Source organism: Kitasatospora sp. NPDC059673, assembly GCF_042734215.1.
In the GTDB taxonomy this organism is placed as follows: domain Bacteria; phylum Actinomycetota; class Actinomycetes; order Streptomycetales; family Streptomycetaceae; genus Kitasatospora.
The window spans coordinates 94379-111409 of the sequence record NZ_JBHWEN010000009.1; the positions used below are offsets into that span (position 1 = coordinate 94379).

The 17031-nt window shown below is 70.6% G+C and carries 15 protein-coding genes and 1 pseudogene; 7 read left to right on the forward strand and 9 right to left on the reverse strand.

Going from position 1 to position 17031, the window contains the following annotated elements:
- Positions 1-346: 346 nt before the first annotated feature.
- Together ACFV18_RS13340 and ACFV18_RS13345 are read left to right on the forward strand one after the other, a co-directional pair.
- A complete protein-coding gene (locus ACFV18_RS13340) occupies positions 347-622 on the forward strand; it encodes a hypothetical protein (protein ID WP_380482530.1) in 276 nt (91 codons plus the stop codon).
- A 42-nt stretch (positions 623-664) separates the two neighbouring features.
- Positions 665-1078: a phage terminase small subunit P27 family gene (locus ACFV18_RS13345; protein ID WP_380482533.1), complete on the forward strand. Its 414-nt coding sequence runs from the start codon at positions 665-667 to the stop codon at positions 1076-1078.
- Positions 1079-1183: 105 nt separating this feature from the next.
- Here ACFV18_RS13345 and ACFV18_RS13350 read toward each other — a convergent pair whose 3' ends face one another.
- Positions 1184-2407, reverse strand: a complete 1224-nt coding sequence (locus ACFV18_RS13350) for a helix-turn-helix transcriptional regulator (protein WP_380482536.1) — start codon at positions 2405-2407, stop codon at positions 1184-1186.
- Between the two features lie 438 nt (positions 2408-2845).
- Between ACFV18_RS13350 and ACFV18_RS13355 the strand changes: the two genes are divergently transcribed.
- From ACFV18_RS13355 to tgmC, 4 genes are all read left to right on the forward strand, one after another.
- On the forward strand, positions 2846-3085 hold the full coding sequence (locus ACFV18_RS13355; RefSeq protein WP_380482539.1) for a hypothetical protein: 240 nt from the start codon (positions 2846-2848) through the stop codon (positions 3083-3085).
- Between the two features lie 736 nt (positions 3086-3821).
- On the forward strand, positions 3822-4085 hold the full coding sequence (gene tgmA / locus ACFV18_RS13360) for a putative ATP-grasp-modified RiPP (protein ID WP_380482541.1): 264 nt from the start codon (positions 3822-3824) through the stop codon (positions 4083-4085).
- 11 nt (positions 4086-4096) lie between these two features.
- Positions 4097-5050, forward strand: a complete 954-nt coding sequence (tgmB, locus tag ACFV18_RS13365; RefSeq protein ID WP_380482544.1) for an ATP-grasp ribosomal peptide maturase — start codon at positions 4097-4099, stop codon at positions 5048-5050.
- On the forward strand, positions 5047-6162 hold the full coding sequence (gene tgmC / locus ACFV18_RS13370; RefSeq protein ID WP_380482546.1) for an ATP-grasp peptide maturase system methyltransferase: 1116 nt from the start codon (positions 5047-5049) through the stop codon (positions 6160-6162). The genes tgmB and tgmC overlap by 4 nt, the downstream gene beginning before the upstream one ends.
- A gap of 106 nt (positions 6163-6268) precedes the next feature.
- Here tgmC and ACFV18_RS13375 read toward each other — a convergent pair whose 3' ends face one another.
- Positions 6269-6619, reverse strand: a complete 351-nt coding sequence (locus ACFV18_RS13375; RefSeq protein ID WP_380482548.1) for a VOC family protein — start codon at positions 6617-6619, stop codon at positions 6269-6271.
- Positions 6620-6721: 102 nt separating this feature from the next.
- Positions 6722-6934, reverse strand: a complete 213-nt coding sequence (locus ACFV18_RS13380; protein WP_380482788.1) for a hypothetical protein — start codon at positions 6932-6934, stop codon at positions 6722-6724.
- Here ACFV18_RS13380 and ACFV18_RS13385 point away from each other — a divergent pair.
- Positions 6926-7768 (forward strand): annotated as a pseudogene (locus ACFV18_RS13385) (aldo/keto reductase); the annotation flags it as partial. The gene ACFV18_RS13380 and the pseudogene ACFV18_RS13385 overlap by 9 nt on opposite strands.
- A gap of 7 nt (positions 7769-7775) precedes the next feature.
- Here the strand turns inward: ACFV18_RS13385 and ACFV18_RS13390 are convergent.
- The 6 genes from ACFV18_RS13390 to ACFV18_RS13415 all read right to left on the reverse strand — a co-directional run bounded on the left by ACFV18_RS13390 (position 7776) and on the right by ACFV18_RS13415 (position 16681).
- Positions 7776-8624 (reverse strand): LLM class F420-dependent oxidoreductase, encoded by an 849-nt coding sequence (locus tag ACFV18_RS13390; protein ID WP_380482551.1) that lies wholly within the window; start codon positions 8622-8624, stop codon positions 7776-7778.
- 164 nt (positions 8625-8788) lie between these two features.
- A complete protein-coding gene (locus tag ACFV18_RS13395; RefSeq protein WP_380482553.1) occupies positions 8789-9160 on the reverse strand; it encodes a hypothetical protein in 372 nt (123 codons plus the stop codon).
- The gene (ctaD, locus tag ACFV18_RS13400) at positions 9157-10863 is read right to left on the reverse strand and encodes a cytochrome c oxidase subunit I (RefSeq protein ID WP_380482778.1); all 1707 of its coding nucleotides are present in this window, start codon (positions 10861-10863) and stop codon (positions 9157-9159) included. The genes ACFV18_RS13395 and ctaD overlap by 4 nt, the downstream gene beginning before the upstream one ends.
- Before the next feature lie 157 nt (positions 10864-11020).
- The gene (locus ACFV18_RS13405) at positions 11021-12163 is read right to left on the reverse strand and encodes a hypothetical protein (RefSeq protein WP_380482555.1); all 1143 of its coding nucleotides are present in this window, start codon (positions 12161-12163) and stop codon (positions 11021-11023) included.
- A 1369-nt stretch (positions 12164-13532) separates the two neighbouring features.
- The gene (locus ACFV18_RS13410; protein WP_380482557.1) at positions 13533-14681 is read right to left on the reverse strand and encodes an FAD-dependent monooxygenase; all 1149 of its coding nucleotides are present in this window, start codon (positions 14679-14681) and stop codon (positions 13533-13535) included.
- Positions 14678-16681, reverse strand: a complete 2004-nt coding sequence (locus ACFV18_RS13415; protein ID WP_380482560.1) for a LodA/GoxA family CTQ-dependent oxidase — start codon at positions 16679-16681, stop codon at positions 14678-14680. Before ACFV18_RS13415 ends, ACFV18_RS13410 begins: the two co-directional genes overlap by 4 nt.
- Positions 16682-17031: the final 350 nt, after the last annotated feature.

Consider the following 17031-nt stretch of genomic DNA (forward strand, 5'->3'; position numbering starts at 1 on the left):
TACCGGGAAGGGCCACAGCCGCACGCCCCACAAGGGGCCTGGCAAGGTCTGCTCCCTATTACCTACAGAGGGCCGATACAACCTGCGGCCCGTGAAGGACGGAGAACATCACGGGCGACACCCTGAACCGGGCCGGCTACCTGGACGGCCCCGGGACAAGGACGCGATCCGCGCTGCCGAGTGGCAGTGGGACGAGCGCATGGAGCGCCTGGCCGCCCTGCGCACTCGAACCCCGAGACGTACGACCGCATGGGCACCACCGCCCGCATGTCCCTCGGCTACTACGAGAACGCGAAGAAGTTTGCAGCCCAGTACGGGCGCGACACCACGAAGGGTGGCAACTGATATGAGCGCCGAGATCGAGAAGGCCGCCGAGCGCCTTGCCAAGCTGCGCGCACAGATCGACAAGGTTTCCGGTCCGCTGGCTGACGCCGAGGCGCAGTTGCGTGCCGCCGAGGATGCTGAGAAGGCCCGCCGCGCGGAACGAGAGATCGAGTACAGCCGCGAGTTCGTCAAGAACTCGCCGGAGCGGGCCAGCGAGGCAGCGAATTCCGGCGACGACGCCCGACAGCGATTCTATGACGCCCTGTCGGCGGAACCGTGGTTCGCGGCCATATGTTGAATTCCGAGCCGCCCGACACAAGCGCGGACACGTCCTGACGGGGTGATTGTCCCGCGCGCTGTTCTCTCCGAGCCTGATTGGCGCGACGTTTTCAAGGACTCGCCGGCCGCCGAGATCCAGGTAGCCAATATCCGCTGTCGGGAAATGGCCTCGGCCGAGTGGCAGCGCGTTGTGCCGATTCTCGAAGTGACCGCAGGGCTCGGCGAGGTGGACCACTCGACCGTCAAGGATTTGTGCGTCTGCGTGGCCCGCATCGACCAGGCCGAGCGGGACCTGTCCGAACGCGGACTCATGGTCACTGCCGAGCGCGGCACGGTGAAGAACGGGGCCGCCACCATCGCGGCACAGTACCGCTCCCAACTCGCCCGGTACATTCGAGAGTTAGGCTTGTCGCCGAGTGCTCGTGTCGCTATTGCCCCGCCGGAGCCGGATGCCGATTCCGACATTTGGGATTGACCGTCTCGCCAGATGGTGGCAGCTAATCAGTCAGCAGAATTGCATGGGCCCCATCCTGTCTTCCATAAGCGGAGGATAGGACGGGGCCTTTTGTGTTTCTCGCTTTCAATCGCTTGATGGTGCTATCTGTAGGCGCATTCCTTCATAGACTTCCCTGAGGTCCCGTGCATCGGAAATCTTTCGCACTTCTACTGCCTTGACGACTTCGAGGGCGCGCCAATGATTGGATGGCGCTACTCGACCAGACAGCATGGCGCGCTGTGCCGAATCACATGCTTCATCCAATCGATTAGTGGCCACCAAGGAAAGCGCCAGGTCGATATTGGCGGATGCCACCCGGCGAGGCCATTTGCTAACATCCTCCGAGGGCGATAGTCGCGAAATAACTTCTCGCGCGTATGCTTCGGCCGCCGGATCGCCGAGCCATGCAAGTGTGGTTGCCGCATAGGCGAGTGACTTGGCTGGATCGTATTGGAAATGATGCTCTGGCCGATTTGGAATGCCCAACGCAGCGGAAAGTTCTTGCACTCGATCTATTGCGGCATGAGTCTCGGTCGAATAGCCCAAGCGTGCAAATGCTCGCCCCTGCTGCGCAAGCGACTGGATTTCAATCGAGCTTCCGGCAGGCGCCAACTGTTGAGCAGTCGCGCTAAGTTCTACCGCCTTGGAGTAGTTGCCGTCAGTGAGAACCCGCCAAGCATCAGTTTCAAAGCACCAAGCCTGGATTTCTGAATTCTCGGCATGCTGCGCAAGAGTCATCGCCGTTCGCAGTCTCGCAGTTGCTGCGTCCTGCTGGTTAAGGTCAATATGCAGAGTTGCGCCGAGAAGAGAGAACCAGCCACCTATGACGAGTAGCTGCCGGTGCTCGGAAAGAGTCTTTTTTGCATCCATGAGATTGGCTACATAGAGTGTATATTTCCGCACCTTCCCCAAGAGTTCCTGAGGGGCTACGGTCGGATATTTGGTTGCCAGTTCATGAAAAGTCAGCTCAAGTCGTTCAAGCGTTTCCTTGCCTACGTCACTGGCAGATACCCTGCGCGCAAGCTCCAATGCTTCGATCTCATCGTCATATTCCAACGTAATGACGGGGATATTTTTGTCTCGCGATGGCTTCGGGGTGGTTGCGGTGTACAGGAGAGAGTTAAGCTCAATTAGCGTGACTCGCAAGACCTTGGCCAGGGTCGGGCGCTGCCAATCCTGGGGGTCCACCTTTCCGCTTTCCCATCTCGCCACAGTAGAGCGATCCACACCCAGATCCTGTGCCAAGGACTCCTGAGTGAATCCAAGGGCCCTTCGCCTTTCAACAAGGGCCCTGCGCCGCTCTGCCATGCCGCCTCCCGGTCTCTGACTATCCGTTCTAGCAGGTCAGACCACCCATTGCAGAGAGTCTGAGACATGGATGCCACACGGATGCGTCATCCCTGCTCTGTCCAACTGCGAACGGCAGCCCTGTACTGGTGAATCACACAGTCCGGCGCTGATCGGAGGGACAGCAGTGAAACGCCCAAGCATCGTGACCGGCGCCCTGGCCGTGGCGGTCGCTCTCGGGCCCGCCGCACTTGTGCTCGCCCTCGCCAAGCTCGACCCGCAGAGCGCCCGCCGTTGGGTCTGGTGGTTTTTCGCCCTGGCGGTCGCCATGCTCGGCGTCGTCTATGGCGGAGACTGGGAAACCTGGTGGCGCCGAAGACGTGCCCGAGGCCGAGTGAGAGCGTCCCGGCGGCACGGCACCGCGCTGTGCCGAGAGGCGCGACAGGGACGGGCCCGCTCATGACCATGCCGACCGACACACCCACCGTGCCGGACGGGCTGCACTGGGAAACGGGCTGGTGCTGGCCCTGCGGCGAAACCCTGGACGTGACGCCGATACCGGCCATAGGGCGGCGCACGGTCATGACCGTCTGTCAGTACCACTACGGGAAGTACACCGCCCGGTTCCGCCGGACGATTCAGCTCCACCCGTGGCACGGGTTGCTGTCGCGGACGCGCGCCCGCTCGGCGGTCTCCTGATCTCCCGGAGTGGTCCCCCACGCTCCGGGTTCGCCCGCCGGTCCCACCCGGCGGAAGGGTGCGCAGGGTGGCGCGCACCTGGTCGCCTCGGTTCGGTTCCTCGGCCCGGATCGGGGCGACCCCTTGAACTCCCGGCGGTGCCTGCGCTGCGCCGGGCTGCACAACCCCCGCCCTGGTGACGTGACGGTGGACGGCACGGACGACCGGGGCGGGGCACAGACGAATCACGGTATGGAGCAGCGGAGATGCACGAGTGCCCCGAGGGCCCCGGACACAAGGTCGAGACGACCACGGAACCCGGCGCCTTACAGAGCGGTCCGGGCGGGCCGGTCTGGCGGTGCCTGACGTGCGGCCGGTGGGGCGGTGTCATGGGCGCCGAGTGGGCTGCGCTGTTCCCCGGTGAACCGGTGCTGTTCCCCCTCGGGTGGACGCGCCCCGGCGCTCCGGCCCCGTTCCGCAAGGCACGTCCCCTCGGGCGCGGATAGCCGCGCCACATGAACTCCCGTCCTGGCGGACGGAAAGGGAATCACCCGCCAGGACGGGGCCCAACTCCCGCTCCGGGCGTACCAACCCCGTACCGGGGCGGGCCACAGGTCCCGTCCCGGGCTTTGGTTGAGGTCCATTCCGCCCGGGGCGGGGTACAGCCCCACATTGTCTGTTCTCACCCGGCAACGGGCCGGAGCGGGCAAGGTGGGTCGTTCGCACCTCCGATCAACACCAAGACTGAGGAGGAAAGTTGAGTACCGCTACCGAACTCGTCCGCGTCGCCCCGTGGGGCATGGGGCGTATGGCGCCGCTCCGCAACGGTGAGCCGTCGCAGTGGCAGTACGCGGGGTTGGACCCCGCGACGCAGACCGGGCTGTGGTTCGGCAAGGACGGCACCATGAGCCCCGCCGAGCTGGGAAAGCACGGCACGTCGGTGGGCACCTACCCGCCCACCCAGGTCGGCAAGGACGGCAAGGTTGACGGCGACTCCGGCCACGACGCGACGCAGGACTAGGAGGTAACACCATGGACGGACGCCCGGTGCTGGTCTCCACCGAAGCCGAGGACCCGACCGCCGATCTGGTCATAGCGGAGTTGAACCGGCGCTGGGTGCCCGTCCTCCGGTTCGACCCCGGACGAGACTTCCCGGCCCGCGCGACGCTGGCCGCTTCGATCACGGCTGACGGCTGGTCGGGAAGTCTCACGGTGGGCAAGCGCACTGCCGATCTCTCCCGCGTCCGCGCGCTCTACCACCGGCGGCCGAACCCGTACGCGCCGCAGAGCGACCACCAGGCCGACCGGTTCGCCGCCCAGGAGAACCGCCGGGGGCTCAATGGCGTGCTCGGCGCACTTCCGGGCTGTCTCTACCTGAGCCACCCGCAGGCCATCGCCCGCGCCGAGTACAAGCCCGCGCAACTCTCCCTCGCTTCCCGGCTCGGGTTGCTGGTCCCGGCGACGTTGATCACCAACCATCCGGCCGAAGCGAAGCTGTTCGCCGCTGCGCAACCTGCGATCTACAAGCCCCTGCACGCCGGGGCCTACCACGTGGACGGCGAACCCGCCGGTATCTGGGCGGCGTCGGTCGAGCCCGGGGAGATCACCGACGCCGTGAGCACCTGCGCCCATCTCTTTCAGGCGCAGGTGCCGAAGTCCGGCGACGTGCGCGCCGTAGTGGTCGGGGAGCAGGTGTTCTGTGCGCTGATCACTGCCCCTCCCGGGGTGCTCGACTGGCGCAGCGAGTACCGGAACCTGAGCTACGAACCCGTGGACTGCCCCGGTCCGGTCCGGGCCGCCCTGCTGCGGTTTCTCGGTGAGTTCGGCCTGCGCTTCGGGGCGTTCGACTTCGCCGTGACCCCCGAGGGTGAATGGTGGTTCCTGGAGTGCAACCCGAACGGTCAGTGGGCGTGGCTGGAGCACGCGGCGGGCCTGCCGATCACGTCCGCTATCGCGGATCTTCTGGAGAACGGAGTAACCGAGTGAACGAGTCCGAGGGACTGCGGGCGGTGCTGGCCGCACAGCTCAAGGAGGCGGGCGCGATCCGGTCCGCTGAATGGGAAGCGGCCGTGCTGGCTGTCCCGCGTGAGGCGTTTCTGCGGGACGGCTGGTTCGAGTACGACGGCGATGGGTGGTACCGGCCCGTGTCGCTGGACGAGTCGCCCAAGCTGATCGGCCGCGTGTACGAGGACGACACGTTGGTGACGCAACTCGCCGGCTGCGTGGTGCCCCGACAGGTCGAGGGCCGGTTGGCGCAGGTGCCCACGTCGTCTTCGACGCTGCCTGGCCTGGTGGTCCGGATGCTCGAAGACCTGCGGGTACAGCCCGGCATGTCCGTGCTGGAGGTGGGCACCGGCACCGGGTACTCAACTGCCCTGCTGACGCACGTCCTTGGCGACGATCAGGTGACATCGATCGAGGTGGACGCGGACGTGTCGGCTCGGGCGTCCGTGGCGCTCGGCGGACTCGGCTACTGGCCCGAGCTGGTGACCGGTGACGGGCTCGCCGGGCACGCCAAGGGGGCGCCGTATGACCGGATCATCGCCACGTGCGGGGTCCGAACCGTTCCGGCCGAGTGGATCACGCAGACCCGGCCGGGCGGTGAAATCCTGGTGACCGTGGGCGGCTGGATGAACGCTTCCGAGCTGGTACGGCTCACGGTGGCCGATGACGGCACGGCAACCGGTCCGGTACTCGGCGGCGGTGTGTCGTTCATGCTCGCCCGCCCGCACATGCCCCCGCCGCTCGGCATGCTGCCCGCGCTCGACCAGGGCGAGGCCCGTCCGGCGGGGATCGGCGCTGACGTGCTCGACCAGTGGGCGGCCCGGTTCGTGGCGCAGTTCGCGGCGCCCACGGCGCAGTACTTCGCCATGCCCCGGAACGGACGCACCGAGCACGTGTTGGTGGACGTGGACGGCGGGTCATGGGCCGTGGTGCTCGAGGACGGGGGCCGGTGGCTGGTCCGGCAGGGCGGACCGGTCCGGCTCTGGGACTCAGTGGCCGAGCTGATCACCCGGTGGCGCGTCGCGGGTGAGCCCACCGGCGAGCGGCTGCGGATGGTCGTCAGCGCCGAGGGCCAGCGGATCGAATGGGACTGAGCGAGGAAACTCGGGCGCCTGGCCAGTAGGCCCCATGTACGACGATGCCCCGTGCGGTCTCTTTGACCGTGCGGGGCCTCTTGCATGCTCTGGCGTGACGATATGCTCAGCAGAACTGGTAGTCGCGTGTGTTGGGATCGGCGAGCACGGCCCACCCGGTCCCGTCGGGGTTCCGGTGGTCGGCGACGAACCTCGCGCCCAGGGCCGCCAGCCGCTCGATCTCACCATCGCGCGCGGTCTCGGGACGCAGGCACAGGTGGACGCGGTTCTTGACCGTCTTCGGCTCCGGCACCTGGTTGAAGTACAGCACCAGCCCGCCACCGAGCGACACCTGCGTCTCCCGGTCCCCCGGCACCGCGTCCGGATCGACCGGCCGACCCGTCACCTCGCCCCAGAACCGGGCCAGTTGGTACGCGTCGGCGCAGTCGATCGCCACGTTCTGCAGTACCGAGACCATGCGCGCGAGTCTCCCCGATCTGCCGCCGGGACGCCAACTCCCGCGCGACAGGGGGGTCCAGGCGCCCGCCCCGCGAAGGTCGCCTGATCCCCGGCACCGCACTCAGCCCGCCGGAACGGAGTCCTGCTGCCCCAGATGGTCCCCGTACACCGCGACCTTGTACCGCACAATGTCCAACGACCGTTGCAGCTCGCCGAGTTGGCCGAGCGCCCGGCCCTCGTGCGTGCGCAGCAGGGCGAGCCGGTCGGGTTCGGTTCCGACGCCCGCGCGGACGAGTTCGGCCCGGCGGGCGGGTTTCCATCGGATCAGGTGCATTTCCCGATGGGCGAGGGGCCGAACCGGGGCGGGAACTCGCGGCGGTGGATCGTGCAGGCGGTGGAGGACAGTCTGCGGCGGCTGCGCACCGACTGGATCGACCTGTACCAGGTGCACCGGCCGGACCACCGGACGGATGTCGAGGAGACCCTGTCGGTGCTGGGCGACCTGGTCCGGCAGGGAAAGATCCGGGCGTTCGGCTGCTCGACCTTCCCGGCCGAGCAGATCGTCGAGGCGCACTGGGTGGCGGAGCGCCGCGCGCTGCCGCGCTTTCGGACCGAGCAGCCTCCGTACTCGCTCCTGGCGCGCGGCGTCGAGTCCTCGGTGCTGCCAGTGGCGCAGCGCTACGGGATGGGGGTGATGACCTGGAGTCCGCTGGCATCGGGTTTCCTGACCGGCCGTTACCGCAAGGGCGGGACGATCGACCTGTCCTCGGGACGGGCGGCGCTGACGCCGCACCGGTTAGATCCGGCGCTGCCGGTGAACGCCCGCAAGCTGGAGGGGGTGGAGCAACTGGTCGAGCTCGCGGACGAGTTGGGCTGCACGCTGCCGGAGCTCGCGGTGGCGTTCCCGCTGGCGCACCCGGCGGTCACCTCGGTGATTCTCGGCCCGCGCACGGTGGAGCAGCTGATGGGCCTGTTGAAGGGCGCCTCGCTGGTGCTGGACGACGCGGCGCTGGACCGGATCGACCGCGATCGTCGCGCCGGGCACCGACCTGTACCCCCCCCGGACGGCGTCTGGACCTCCCCGGGGCTCGCCCCCGCCGCCCGCCGCCGCCCGGCCGCCGAGCGCGCGGCGGCGACGGTGGCGGTGGCGGTGGCGGCGGACCACTGACGACCGCTCAGCGGGGCAGCTCGGCGTGCCGTCGCAGAAAGGCTTCGACGTCCGCCGGGTCCTCCAGCGGCAGCGGGTAGAGCAGCAGCCGGTCGACGCCGAGGTCGGCGTAGCGCCGCGCGTCCTCGGGGCTGGTCTCGACCGGGTCGATCTGCATGAAGTTGATCTCCAGCCGGCCGAGGTGCGCGGGCCGGGGCACCTCGGCCGCGGCCTTGCGCAGCCCGTCGAGGTGGCGGGCCAGGTCCTGCGGGCTGCGGCCGTTGCCGATCCAGCCGTGGCCCTTGGCCACGGCCCGGCGGTAGGCGGCGGGGCTGTGGCCGCCGATCATGATCCGCGGGCCGTCCGGCCGGACGGGGCGCGGGTGCGCGTCCACGTGGTCGAAGTCGGCGTACCGGCCGTGGAACTCCGGTTCGGGCGAGCTCCACAACTGGCGCATCGCGTCCAGGTATTCGTCGGTGCGCCCGCCGCGCTCGGCGAGCCGCACGCCGACGGCGGCCAGTTCCGGCTCCAGGTAGCCGGGTGCGACGCCGAGCAGCAGCCGGCCGCCGGAGAGCACGTCGAGGCTGGCGGCCTGCTTGGCCAGCACCACGGGGTTGCGCTGCGGCAGGATGAGGATTCCGGTGCCCAGTTCCATGCGTTCGGTCAGCGCCGCGACGAAGGACAGGTGCACCAGCGGATCGAGGATCGGATCGGTGGGTGCCATCGGTGATTCCGGCACCCGGGGGCTGGGCAGTACCACGTGGTCGCCGACCCACCACGACCGGTAGCCCCACTCCTCGGCCCTGCGCGCCAGCCGCGCCGTGTCGGCGGGCCCCAGCGTCGCCTTGGCGCTCAGCCCGTACACACCCAGTTCCATCGCCCCCGCCTCCGTCGGTCCTGCCCCGCCCCGGGCTCCGGCCACAAACCGGCCGGAGCCGTACCGGCCCCTGCTCACCCACGAACAGGCGAGCGACCTCGATCATTCCCCGGGCCGCCCCCCGGCCTGTCCCGGGAACGCCCCCCGCGACCGGTGGCGGCCGGTCAGTACCGGACGACCGCCAGGAACGCCATCGTGCAGAGCACGGTGGCCAGCAGGGCGGAGAGCAGGCAGCGGACGCGCAGGCGGTGGTAGCGGGCACCGTACTGCTCGCGGAGCCGTTCCCGGGTCTCCCGGAACTGTTCGAGCCTGCGCCGGGCGGCCTGGAGCTGGGCGTGCGCGAAGTGGTGCTCCAGATCGAGGCGTTGAGTGGCGGTCAGCCAGGGCAGCAGGTCGGCGAATTCCGCGGCGGCCCGCCGGGCCTGCCGGGTCTGGTCCTGCCAGTACAGGTAGCCCTCGAGTTGCCGTAGGCCCGTGTCGGCCTCGCCCGCGGCGCCGACGGAGGGGCCCGGGCCGGTGGGCGTCCGCTCGGTCATGACCGCTCGTCGCGCGTGATCACCCGGCCGCCCTGGTGTCCGGCGTCCTGGAGCTCGTCGGGGACGTCGGGGTGGTTCAGGTTGAACGCCGGGGATTCGGAACGGACCTTCGGCAGGGTGACGAAGTTGTGCCGCGGCGGCGGGCAGGAGGTCGCCCACTCCAGCGAGCGGCCGTAGCCCCACGCGTCGTCGACCGCGACCTTCTCGCCGTACTTGGCCGTCTTCCAGACGTTGTAGAGGAACGGCAGCATCGACAGGCCCAGCAGGAACGAGCCGATGGTGGAGATCATGTTGAGGGTCGTGAAGCCGTCCGAGGCCAGGTAGTCGGCGTAGCGGCGGGGCATGCCTTCCGCACCGAGCCAGTGCTGGACCAGGAAGGTGGTGTGGAAGCCGACGAACAGCGTCCAGAAGCAGATCCTGCCGAGCCGTTCGTCGAGCATCCGGCCGGTCATCTTGGGCCACCAGAAGTGGAAGCCGGCGAACATCGCGAAGACGACGGTGCCGAACACCACGTAGTGGAAGTGCGCGACCACGAAGTAGCTGTCGGAGACGTGGAAGTCGATCGGCGGGGAGGCCAGCAGCACGCCCGTCAGGCCGCCGAACAGGAAGGTGACCAGGAACCCGAACGCCCACAGCATCGGTGTTTCGAAGCTCAGTGAGCCCTTCCACATGGTGCCGATCCAGTTGAAGAACTTCACGCCGGTCGGGATGGCGATCAGCAGCGTCATGAAGGAGAAGAACGGCAGCAGCACTTGGCCGGTGACGAACATGTGGTGCGCCCAGACCGTGACGGACAGGCCGGAGATGGCGATGGTGGCGGCGATCAGGCCGGAGTAGCCGAACATCGGCTTGCGGGCGAAGACCGGGATGATCTCGGAGACGATGCCGAAGAACGGCAGCGCGATGATGTACACCTCGGGGTGGCCGAAGAACCAGAACAGGTGCTGCCACAGGATCGGGCCGCCGTTGCCGGGGTCGAAGACATGGGCGCCGAACTTGCGGTCCGCCTCCAGGGCGAGCAGCGCGGCGGCCAGCAGGGGGAACACCATGATGATCAGCACGGCGGTCAGCAGGGTGTTCCAGACGAAGATCGACATCCGGAACATCGTCATGCCCGGGGCGCGCATGCAGATGATCGTGGTGATGAAGTTGACCGAGCCGAGGATCGTGCCGAAGCCGGAGAACACCAGGCCCATGATCCACAGGTCGCCGCCGATGCCCGGCGCGTGGATGGCGTCCGAGAGCGGGGAGTAGGCGAACCAGCCGAAGTCCGCCGCGCCGTTGGGGGTGAGGAAGCCCGCCGCCGCGATCAGCGAGCCGAACAGGTACAGCCAGTAGGCGAACATGTTCAGCCGCGGGAAGGCCACGTCCGGCGCGCCGATCTGCAACGGCATGATCCAGTTCGCGAAGCCCGAGAACAGCGGGGTGGCGAACACCAGCAGCATCACCGTGCCGTGCATGGTGAACAGTTGGTTGAACTGCTCGTTGGAGACGATCTGCGTGCCCGGCCGGGCCAGCTCGGCGCGCATGATCAGCGCCATCACGCCGCCGATCAGGAAGAACGCGAACGACGTACCCAGGTACAGGGTGCCGATGGTCTTGTGGTCGGTGGTGGTGATCCAGCGGACCAGCACGCTCCCCGGCTTGCGCACTGCGCCGCGCGAATCGGGTTCCGCCGCAGGCGACGGATTGCGGTCGGTCAGGACGGTCATGGTGGCTCCCTTGCCAAGACGGACCCCCCATCTCTATCAGTAATCACCCGAACCCGTACGGTTACGAAACGGCCTGCGGGCGCACCACGCCCCGCCTCCCGAGGACACGAAGGCGGGGCGCAAAAACGATGCAGCGTCAGAACGCTCGTCAGAACGCGGAGGTGTACGCGGTGAAGAACGGCGCGGTGGTCGGCCCGCCGCCGGGGGTGAAGCAGATCGGATACAACTGGACGGCGCCCGAGCTGCGGACCCAGGGCTGCGCGAGCTGGCACCAGCCGGCGCCACTGCCGAACGCGGTGACCTGGGCGTGGTCGGCCGGTACGGCAACACCCGGCAGGGTGACGGTGGACGGGACGCCGACGGTCAGCGTGTTGACGGCGCCCGCCGAGTTGAAGGTGGTGGCGGGCGGCACCGAGCCGTTGTACCAGAGATAGCCGAAGGACTTGGGCGGGATCGCGGGTCCGTGCACGGCACGTTTGACGGAGTAGCTGAGCGTCCATTCGGTGTCGAAGGGCGCGTTCGAGGCGTCGAAGCAGGCCACCACGAAGGTCTGGCCACTGCTGGACGGCCCCCACTCGGTGACCTTGCAGCGGGCGCCCTGGCCGGGGTCCACGGCGGTGACCTCGACGTTGCCGAGGTAGCCGGGGCCCCCGACGCCGGGCAGCCAGGCCTTCCAGCTGCCGGTGGCGCCGTGGAAGGAGCTGTTGCCGCCGCCGGAGGAGTTGTACTGGTCGAGCAGCGTGCCGCCGGCGGTGGAGTCCAGGTAGGCGTAGGCGGCGCCGGGCGGGAGGGGAGCGCCGCTGCTGGCGGTGTACAGCACGGTGAACGGCGAGTCGTCGAGCGCGCCGCCGGGCCGGTGGCAGCTCACGCCGACGTCGATACCGCTGCCGGCGGCGACCCAGCCGGCCACCTGGCACCAGGTGCCGGCGCGGTTGACGGCGGTGACGTGGGCGACGCCGCCGGGCCCGGCGATCAGCGGGAAGTGCACCACGTAGCTGCCGGTGCCGAGCTGGTCGACGGTGACGGGGTTGGTCGCGGGCGACGGCCAACTGCCCCACTGGCGCGACGGGTCGGGGACGTAGCCGGGCGGCGGGGTCGGGTTGTCGAGATAGGCGAAGCCCCAGCGGTCGGGAACGGCGGCATGCGCGGGGCCGGCGGTGGGGACGGCGGCGGCAAGCAGCGCGGCCAGCAGGGCCAGCACCAGCAGGACGGCCCGAACGGGCCGAACGGGCCGGGCGGTCCGGGCGGTCCGGGCGGTCCGGGCGGGTAGTACGGCGGATCCGGTGTGCATGGGCGGTCAACCCCCAGGGTGGCGAGGACGGGTGCGGCCGCCGTGCGCGCGCCCCGCCGCCGGGCTGCGGGACGGGGCGGGGCGGCGGGGCAGACGGCACCCGGCACGACGGACGGTGTGGTGCGGTGCGCGGTGCGGTGCGGTGCGGTGCGGTGCGGTGCGCGGTGCGGGGTGCGTGGTGGCACGGGAGTCCGGTGGCCACACATGCTAGGCGGGTCGTCGGCCGGTGGCCCAGCGTCCCGACCCGAACCCGTACGTCCGGCTACGGCGGGCGGCCGTTCGCAGGGCGGCCACTGCGTCGGCCGACGGAGCAGCCGCTACCGGTTGTGGCGTAGCAGTGAAGGGCCCGGGGCGGCTGGGGCGTCCGGTGCCCGGTGGGGGCCGGGCCGCTCGGCGCCGAGGGGTGGCGTCCCGCCAACCCTGGCGGCCCGCAGGGAAGTTGACGGACCGGCCATCGATCCGGCCCTGGCACTCCCCACCGGCGCGCAGGAGACCTGCTGGCGCTTCGTGCTTGCGCTCGGCACGCTCCTTGAGGTGCCGCGCACGAAGCTCCTCGTCCGAGCCGAACAGGGTGATCACCTGCCGATCAGCGGGAAGCGGCGGCCGCGCCGGGTCGCATCGGCGGCGACGCCGGTCACCTCGGCACGCAGCGCGGCGGGCCCGGGATCGCCACCGGGGTCGGCTGTCCGCCCCCGCCGGGATGCGAGTGGCGGCGGCACCAGAACGGCCGACCCGGCCAGCACTGTTCAGCGGCGGCGCCAGTCACCCCGACACGCAGCGCGACGAACCTGGAATCGCCACCGGGGTGGGGTGTCCGCTTCCGCCGGGATGCGAGTGGCGGCGGCGCCAGAACGGGCGGTCCGGCCAGCGCTGTTCGGCGACGACGCCAGTCACCCCGACACGCGGGCCGGCGTGCATGCGATCTCCACGGGGGTCGGGTGTCCGCTCCCGCCGGGAGGCGGGTGGCGGCACCAGAACGACCGGCCCGGCCAGCACTGCTCGGCGGCAGCGCCAATCACCCCGGCACGTGGGGCGACGGGCCCAGGATCGCCACCGGGCTCGGGTAGCCGCCCCCGCCGGGATGCGAGTGGCGGCGGCACCAGAATGGGTGGTCGGGCCAGCGTTGTACGCGGGGCGGTTGGCATGGGATCTCCACGGGGGTCGGCTGCCCGCCCCCGCCGGGATGCGAGTGGCGGCAGCGCCAGAACGGCCGGCCCGGCCAGCGCTGTTCGGCGACGACGCCAATCACCCCGGCACGCGGGGCGGTTGGCATGGGATCTCCACGGGGGTGGGTGTCCGCTCCCGCCGGGAGGCGGGTGGCGGCGCCAGAACGGCCGACCCGGCCAGCACTGCTCGGCGACGACGCCAATCACCCCGGCATGTGGGGCGACGGGCCCGGGATCGCCACCAAGGTCGGGTGTCCGCCCCCGCCGGGAGGCGGGTGGCGGCGGCGCCAGAACGGGTGGTCGGGCCAGCGTTGTTCGGCGGCGTAGTGGGTGCGGTGGTTGCGCAGGTAGGTCGCGCCGATGGCGGCCAGGTCGGCGCGGTAGGCGTCGAGCGCGTCGGCCTGGCCGACCAGCCGGGCGTGCACGGCCCGGCCGGCGGCCAGGCCGGTGTACAGGGCGGTGAGGATGCCCTGCGAGGACAGCGGGTCGAAGGCCGCGGCGGCGTCCCCGGCGGCGATCCAGCCGTCGCCGGTGGGGTCCGCCAGCCGGGCGGTGTGCGCGGGGGCCCGCCGGGGTGCGGCGCCGGCGGGCCACGGGTGGCGGGCCGCCAGTTCGAGGATGTGCCGGGTGGCGGCCAGCCGGGCCGCGAACGCCGGGCGCCCGGGGTCGGCGGCGGGCAGGTCCGCGTCCGTGTACCAGACCAGCAGGCGGCGGCCGGTGGGCAGCGGCGCGGTGTACCACCAGCCGTCGGGGGCGGCCTCGACGGTGGTGGTGGTGTCGGGGTCGGCCGGGTCGGCTGGCCCCAGGGTGAGGTGCAGCGCCACCAGTCGGTCGCCGGTGCGGCGGCGCGCCCCGCACGCGGTGGCGAGGGCGGCCCGCCGCCCGGTGGCGTCGATCAGCCACCGGCAGCGCACGGTCCGCCGCTCCCCCGCCCCGCGCAGCTCGACGACCCAACTTCCGTCCGCCGTCCGCCCGTTGGGCTGCGCTGTCACTCCGGTGGCGAGCCGGGCGCCCTGCGTGCGGGCGTGTGCGCGCAGTTGACGGTCGAACCGGACGCGGTCCAGGTGCCAGCCGTGGCCGTGCGGGTCGAAGACGCTGTCGGTGGACGCCAGCCGGGGCCCGCCCCAGGCGGAACGGTTCGCCAGGCACGGCAGGTGGCCGTCCGTCAGGGCATCGTCCGCGCCAAGGTCGCCGAGCAGCACCCGGGCGGCGGCCGGCAGCGCCTCGCCGACGGGGGCGGGGCCGCGCCCGGAGTGGGCGAGCAGCACGCTGCGTCCGGCCCGGGCCAGGGTCAGCGCGGCGGCGGCGCCCGCCGGTCCGCCACCGGCCACCAGCACGTCGTAGCAGGTCACGGGCCGGTGGGCGCGGCGGGGCGGGCGCCGCCGCCGTTGGCGGCCTCCTCGCCGAACGGGTCGAGCTTGTCGATGTAGCCGACGGTGATCTGCTCGGCCCGGAAGCCGGTGCGTTCGACGGCGTCGCCGAGCAGTCCGCTGACGGCGGTGACGTCCAGCGCGGAGGTCTCCGGCACGTGGACGGTGACCAGGTTGCGGTCGTGCGGGACGCCTTCTAGGTCGAAGCCGGGAACGGACTCGACCTGCAGCACGGACGGGAACTTCCCGTCGCCGACGGTGTAGCGGCGGGTCTCGACGATGCCGAAGTGGTGCCACTCCTTGACGGCCTGCGCGAGCTGGTCGGGGTACTCGCCGAACAGGCCGCGCAGCCAGGACGCCCGGCGGGCGAACGCGTCTTCCCGCTCCTCGTCCGAACTGCCCTGCCCGTCCTCCTTGTTGACGATCCGGAAGTCCTCGTCGGTGAGGACGTGGTTGGGCACCCGGGCGGGCCAGAAGGTCGGCACGTAGGGGTCGTAGCGGTCCGGCGGCAGCACCTGGATCTCGTAGCCGGCCCGGCAACTGGCGGTGTCGGTCTGCCAGGGGACGGCCATCCAGCGGGTGAGGTCGCCGGGGCCCTGGGCGTGCAGCGGGCCGTCGGGGCCGAGCGCCCGCTCGGCGCTCAACTGCGGGCCGTAGTCGGGTTCCTGCTGGCCCTCGGGGCGGCGCAGGATCCGGAACGGGTGCTCGAACATGGAGGAGTGCCGGATCGGCCAGGTGACCTCACAGCCGGGGTGGAAGGCGTCGGCGAGGCAGAAGTCGAGGGCGGCGCGGTCCAGCAGGCCGGGCTGGTCGGCGACCGGGGCGTCCTCCAGGCGGCGCGGGAAGCCCGGCCAGGGGGTGGTGCTGAACTCGCCCTTGGACCAGGCGGTCAGCTGCGCGATCTGGGTGTCGGACAGCGCCAGGTACTGGAGCACCGACTTGGGCGTCCTGGCCATGGCGTCGCCGTAGATCCACGGCCACGGCACGGGCGACATGCCGTCGCGGCTGTGGTCGCGCATCGTGGTGAGCACCTGGTGGCGCAGTTCGCGGTTGCGCTCGGCCGGGCTGGCCAGGCGCTTCAGCAGGTCCGGGGCGAGGAAGTCCTCGGGGCCGCCGAAGCCGAAGTGGGTGGCGAATCCCTTGTTGGCCCACTGGAGTTCGCAGAACCGCCGCAGGATCGGCTCGATGTCCCGCGCGAAGTTGACGCCGTCCTGGTCGTTGTCCCCGAAGCCCGCGCCGGCACCGAACACGTCGTGCAGCACGTCCCACAGGGTGCGCACGGCCTTCAGGTCGGGGCCGTAGTTGGGTGGGGCGACCACCACCCAGGCGCCCTGGACCGGGATCTCCCGGCCGCCGAGGGTCAGGCTCGCGCTGACCGGGCCGTCCGAAGTGTCGTCGTACCAGCCGTCGTTGTTGCCGAACGAGTGCAAGGGCTCGCCGCCGGGCGCGCCGGAGTCGCCCATGCCGCCGAGGACGACCAGGCGGCCCTGGTCGTCGGTGTGCATCCGGCCGAGCGGAACGGGCTTGCCCAGGAAGCTTCCGCCGGTGAACTCGACGGCGCCCGTAGTGCCGGCGGTCAGGGTCTTGGGCCCGGGGTCGATGACCAGGCTGTCGCGGTCGGCCTGCTTGGGGTTGCGGCGGGCGGACGCCTGGCCCTTCATGTCCGGGATGTCCAGCGCGAGATCGAAGTTGTACCAGGCGGCCTTCCGGTTGGCCACGTGCACGGTCCACTCGATCGTCACCCCGGCCTCGGTGGCGGTGAGTTCGCGCACCACCTGGTGCCGGCTGTCGTACCCGTAGATCCGGAACCGGGCGGCCTGCCGTTTGATCGCCCCGGTCTCGTCCTTGTAAAAGCCGGCCGGCGCAGGCTCCGGATCGGGCGTCTCGGGCCCGTGGAACCAGCCGTCCTCACGGGTACTGTTGCCGATCCGGGCCACACCGATGGCGGGGTGGATCCGGGCATACGCGATCTCGTCGGTCATCGCTGCGAGGTCCTCTCGTCCGTGGTCGGGGATTGCCCGCACAGGCCCAAGAAGCGCACGGCACGCGCGGGGCGGGAGGGGCGGAGCCGTCAGCCACCCTGGCAGCTCGGCCACAACCGGCCCCGACGGCTCGCAGCCCCCTCTCCCGACAATCACCTCAACGGGCCCCGCCCTCGGAGAACGCCAGAACGGGGCAGGCGCCGGCTCCGCCCCCCACGGACGCCGGCCCCTCCCCCTTCCTCGACGCCCCACCCCCCGAGTCAGGGCGTCTCCCCCCTCCGGCGCCGACGCTCCACCCCCCGGTTCCGGGCATCGACACCCGAGCCAACGGAACGAATCCCCCCGATTCC

Excerpts from the sequence above, each read along its gene's own strand:
- ACFV18_RS13380 (WP_380482788.1), bottom strand. The coding sequence starts at position 6,934 with ATGCACCTGATCCGATGGAAACCCGCCCGCCGGGCCGAACTCGTCCGC.
- ACFV18_RS13350 (WP_380482536.1), bottom strand. The coding sequence starts at position 2,407 with ATGGCAGAGCGGCGCAGGGCCCTTGTTGAAAGGCGAAGGGCCCTTGGA.
- ACFV18_RS13355 (WP_380482539.1), top strand. The coding sequence starts at position 2,846 with ATGACCATGCCGACCGACACACCCACCGTGCCGGACGGGCTGCACTGG.
- ACFV18_RS13405 (WP_380482555.1), bottom strand. The coding sequence starts at position 12,163 with ATGCACACCGGATCCGCCGTACTACCCGCCCGGACCGCCCGGACCGCC.
- ACFV18_RS13395 (WP_380482553.1), bottom strand. The coding sequence starts at position 9,160 with ATGACCGAGCGGACGCCCACCGGCCCGGGCCCCTCCGTCGGCGCCGCG.
- ACFV18_RS13340 (WP_380482530.1), top strand. The coding sequence starts at position 347 with ATGAGCGCCGAGATCGAGAAGGCCGCCGAGCGCCTTGCCAAGCTGCGC.
- tgmB (WP_380482544.1), top strand. The coding sequence starts at position 4,097 with ATGGACGGACGCCCGGTGCTGGTCTCCACCGAAGCCGAGGACCCGACC.
- ACFV18_RS13375 (WP_380482548.1), bottom strand. The coding sequence starts at position 6,619 with ATGGTCTCGGTACTGCAGAACGTGGCGATCGACTGCGCCGACGCGTAC.
- ACFV18_RS13415 (WP_380482560.1), bottom strand. The coding sequence starts at position 16,681 with ATGACCGACGAGATCGCGTATGCCCGGATCCACCCCGCCATCGGTGTG.
- ACFV18_RS13390 (WP_380482551.1), bottom strand. The coding sequence starts at position 8,624 with ATGGAACTGGGTGTGTACGGGCTGAGCGCCAAGGCGACGCTGGGGCCC.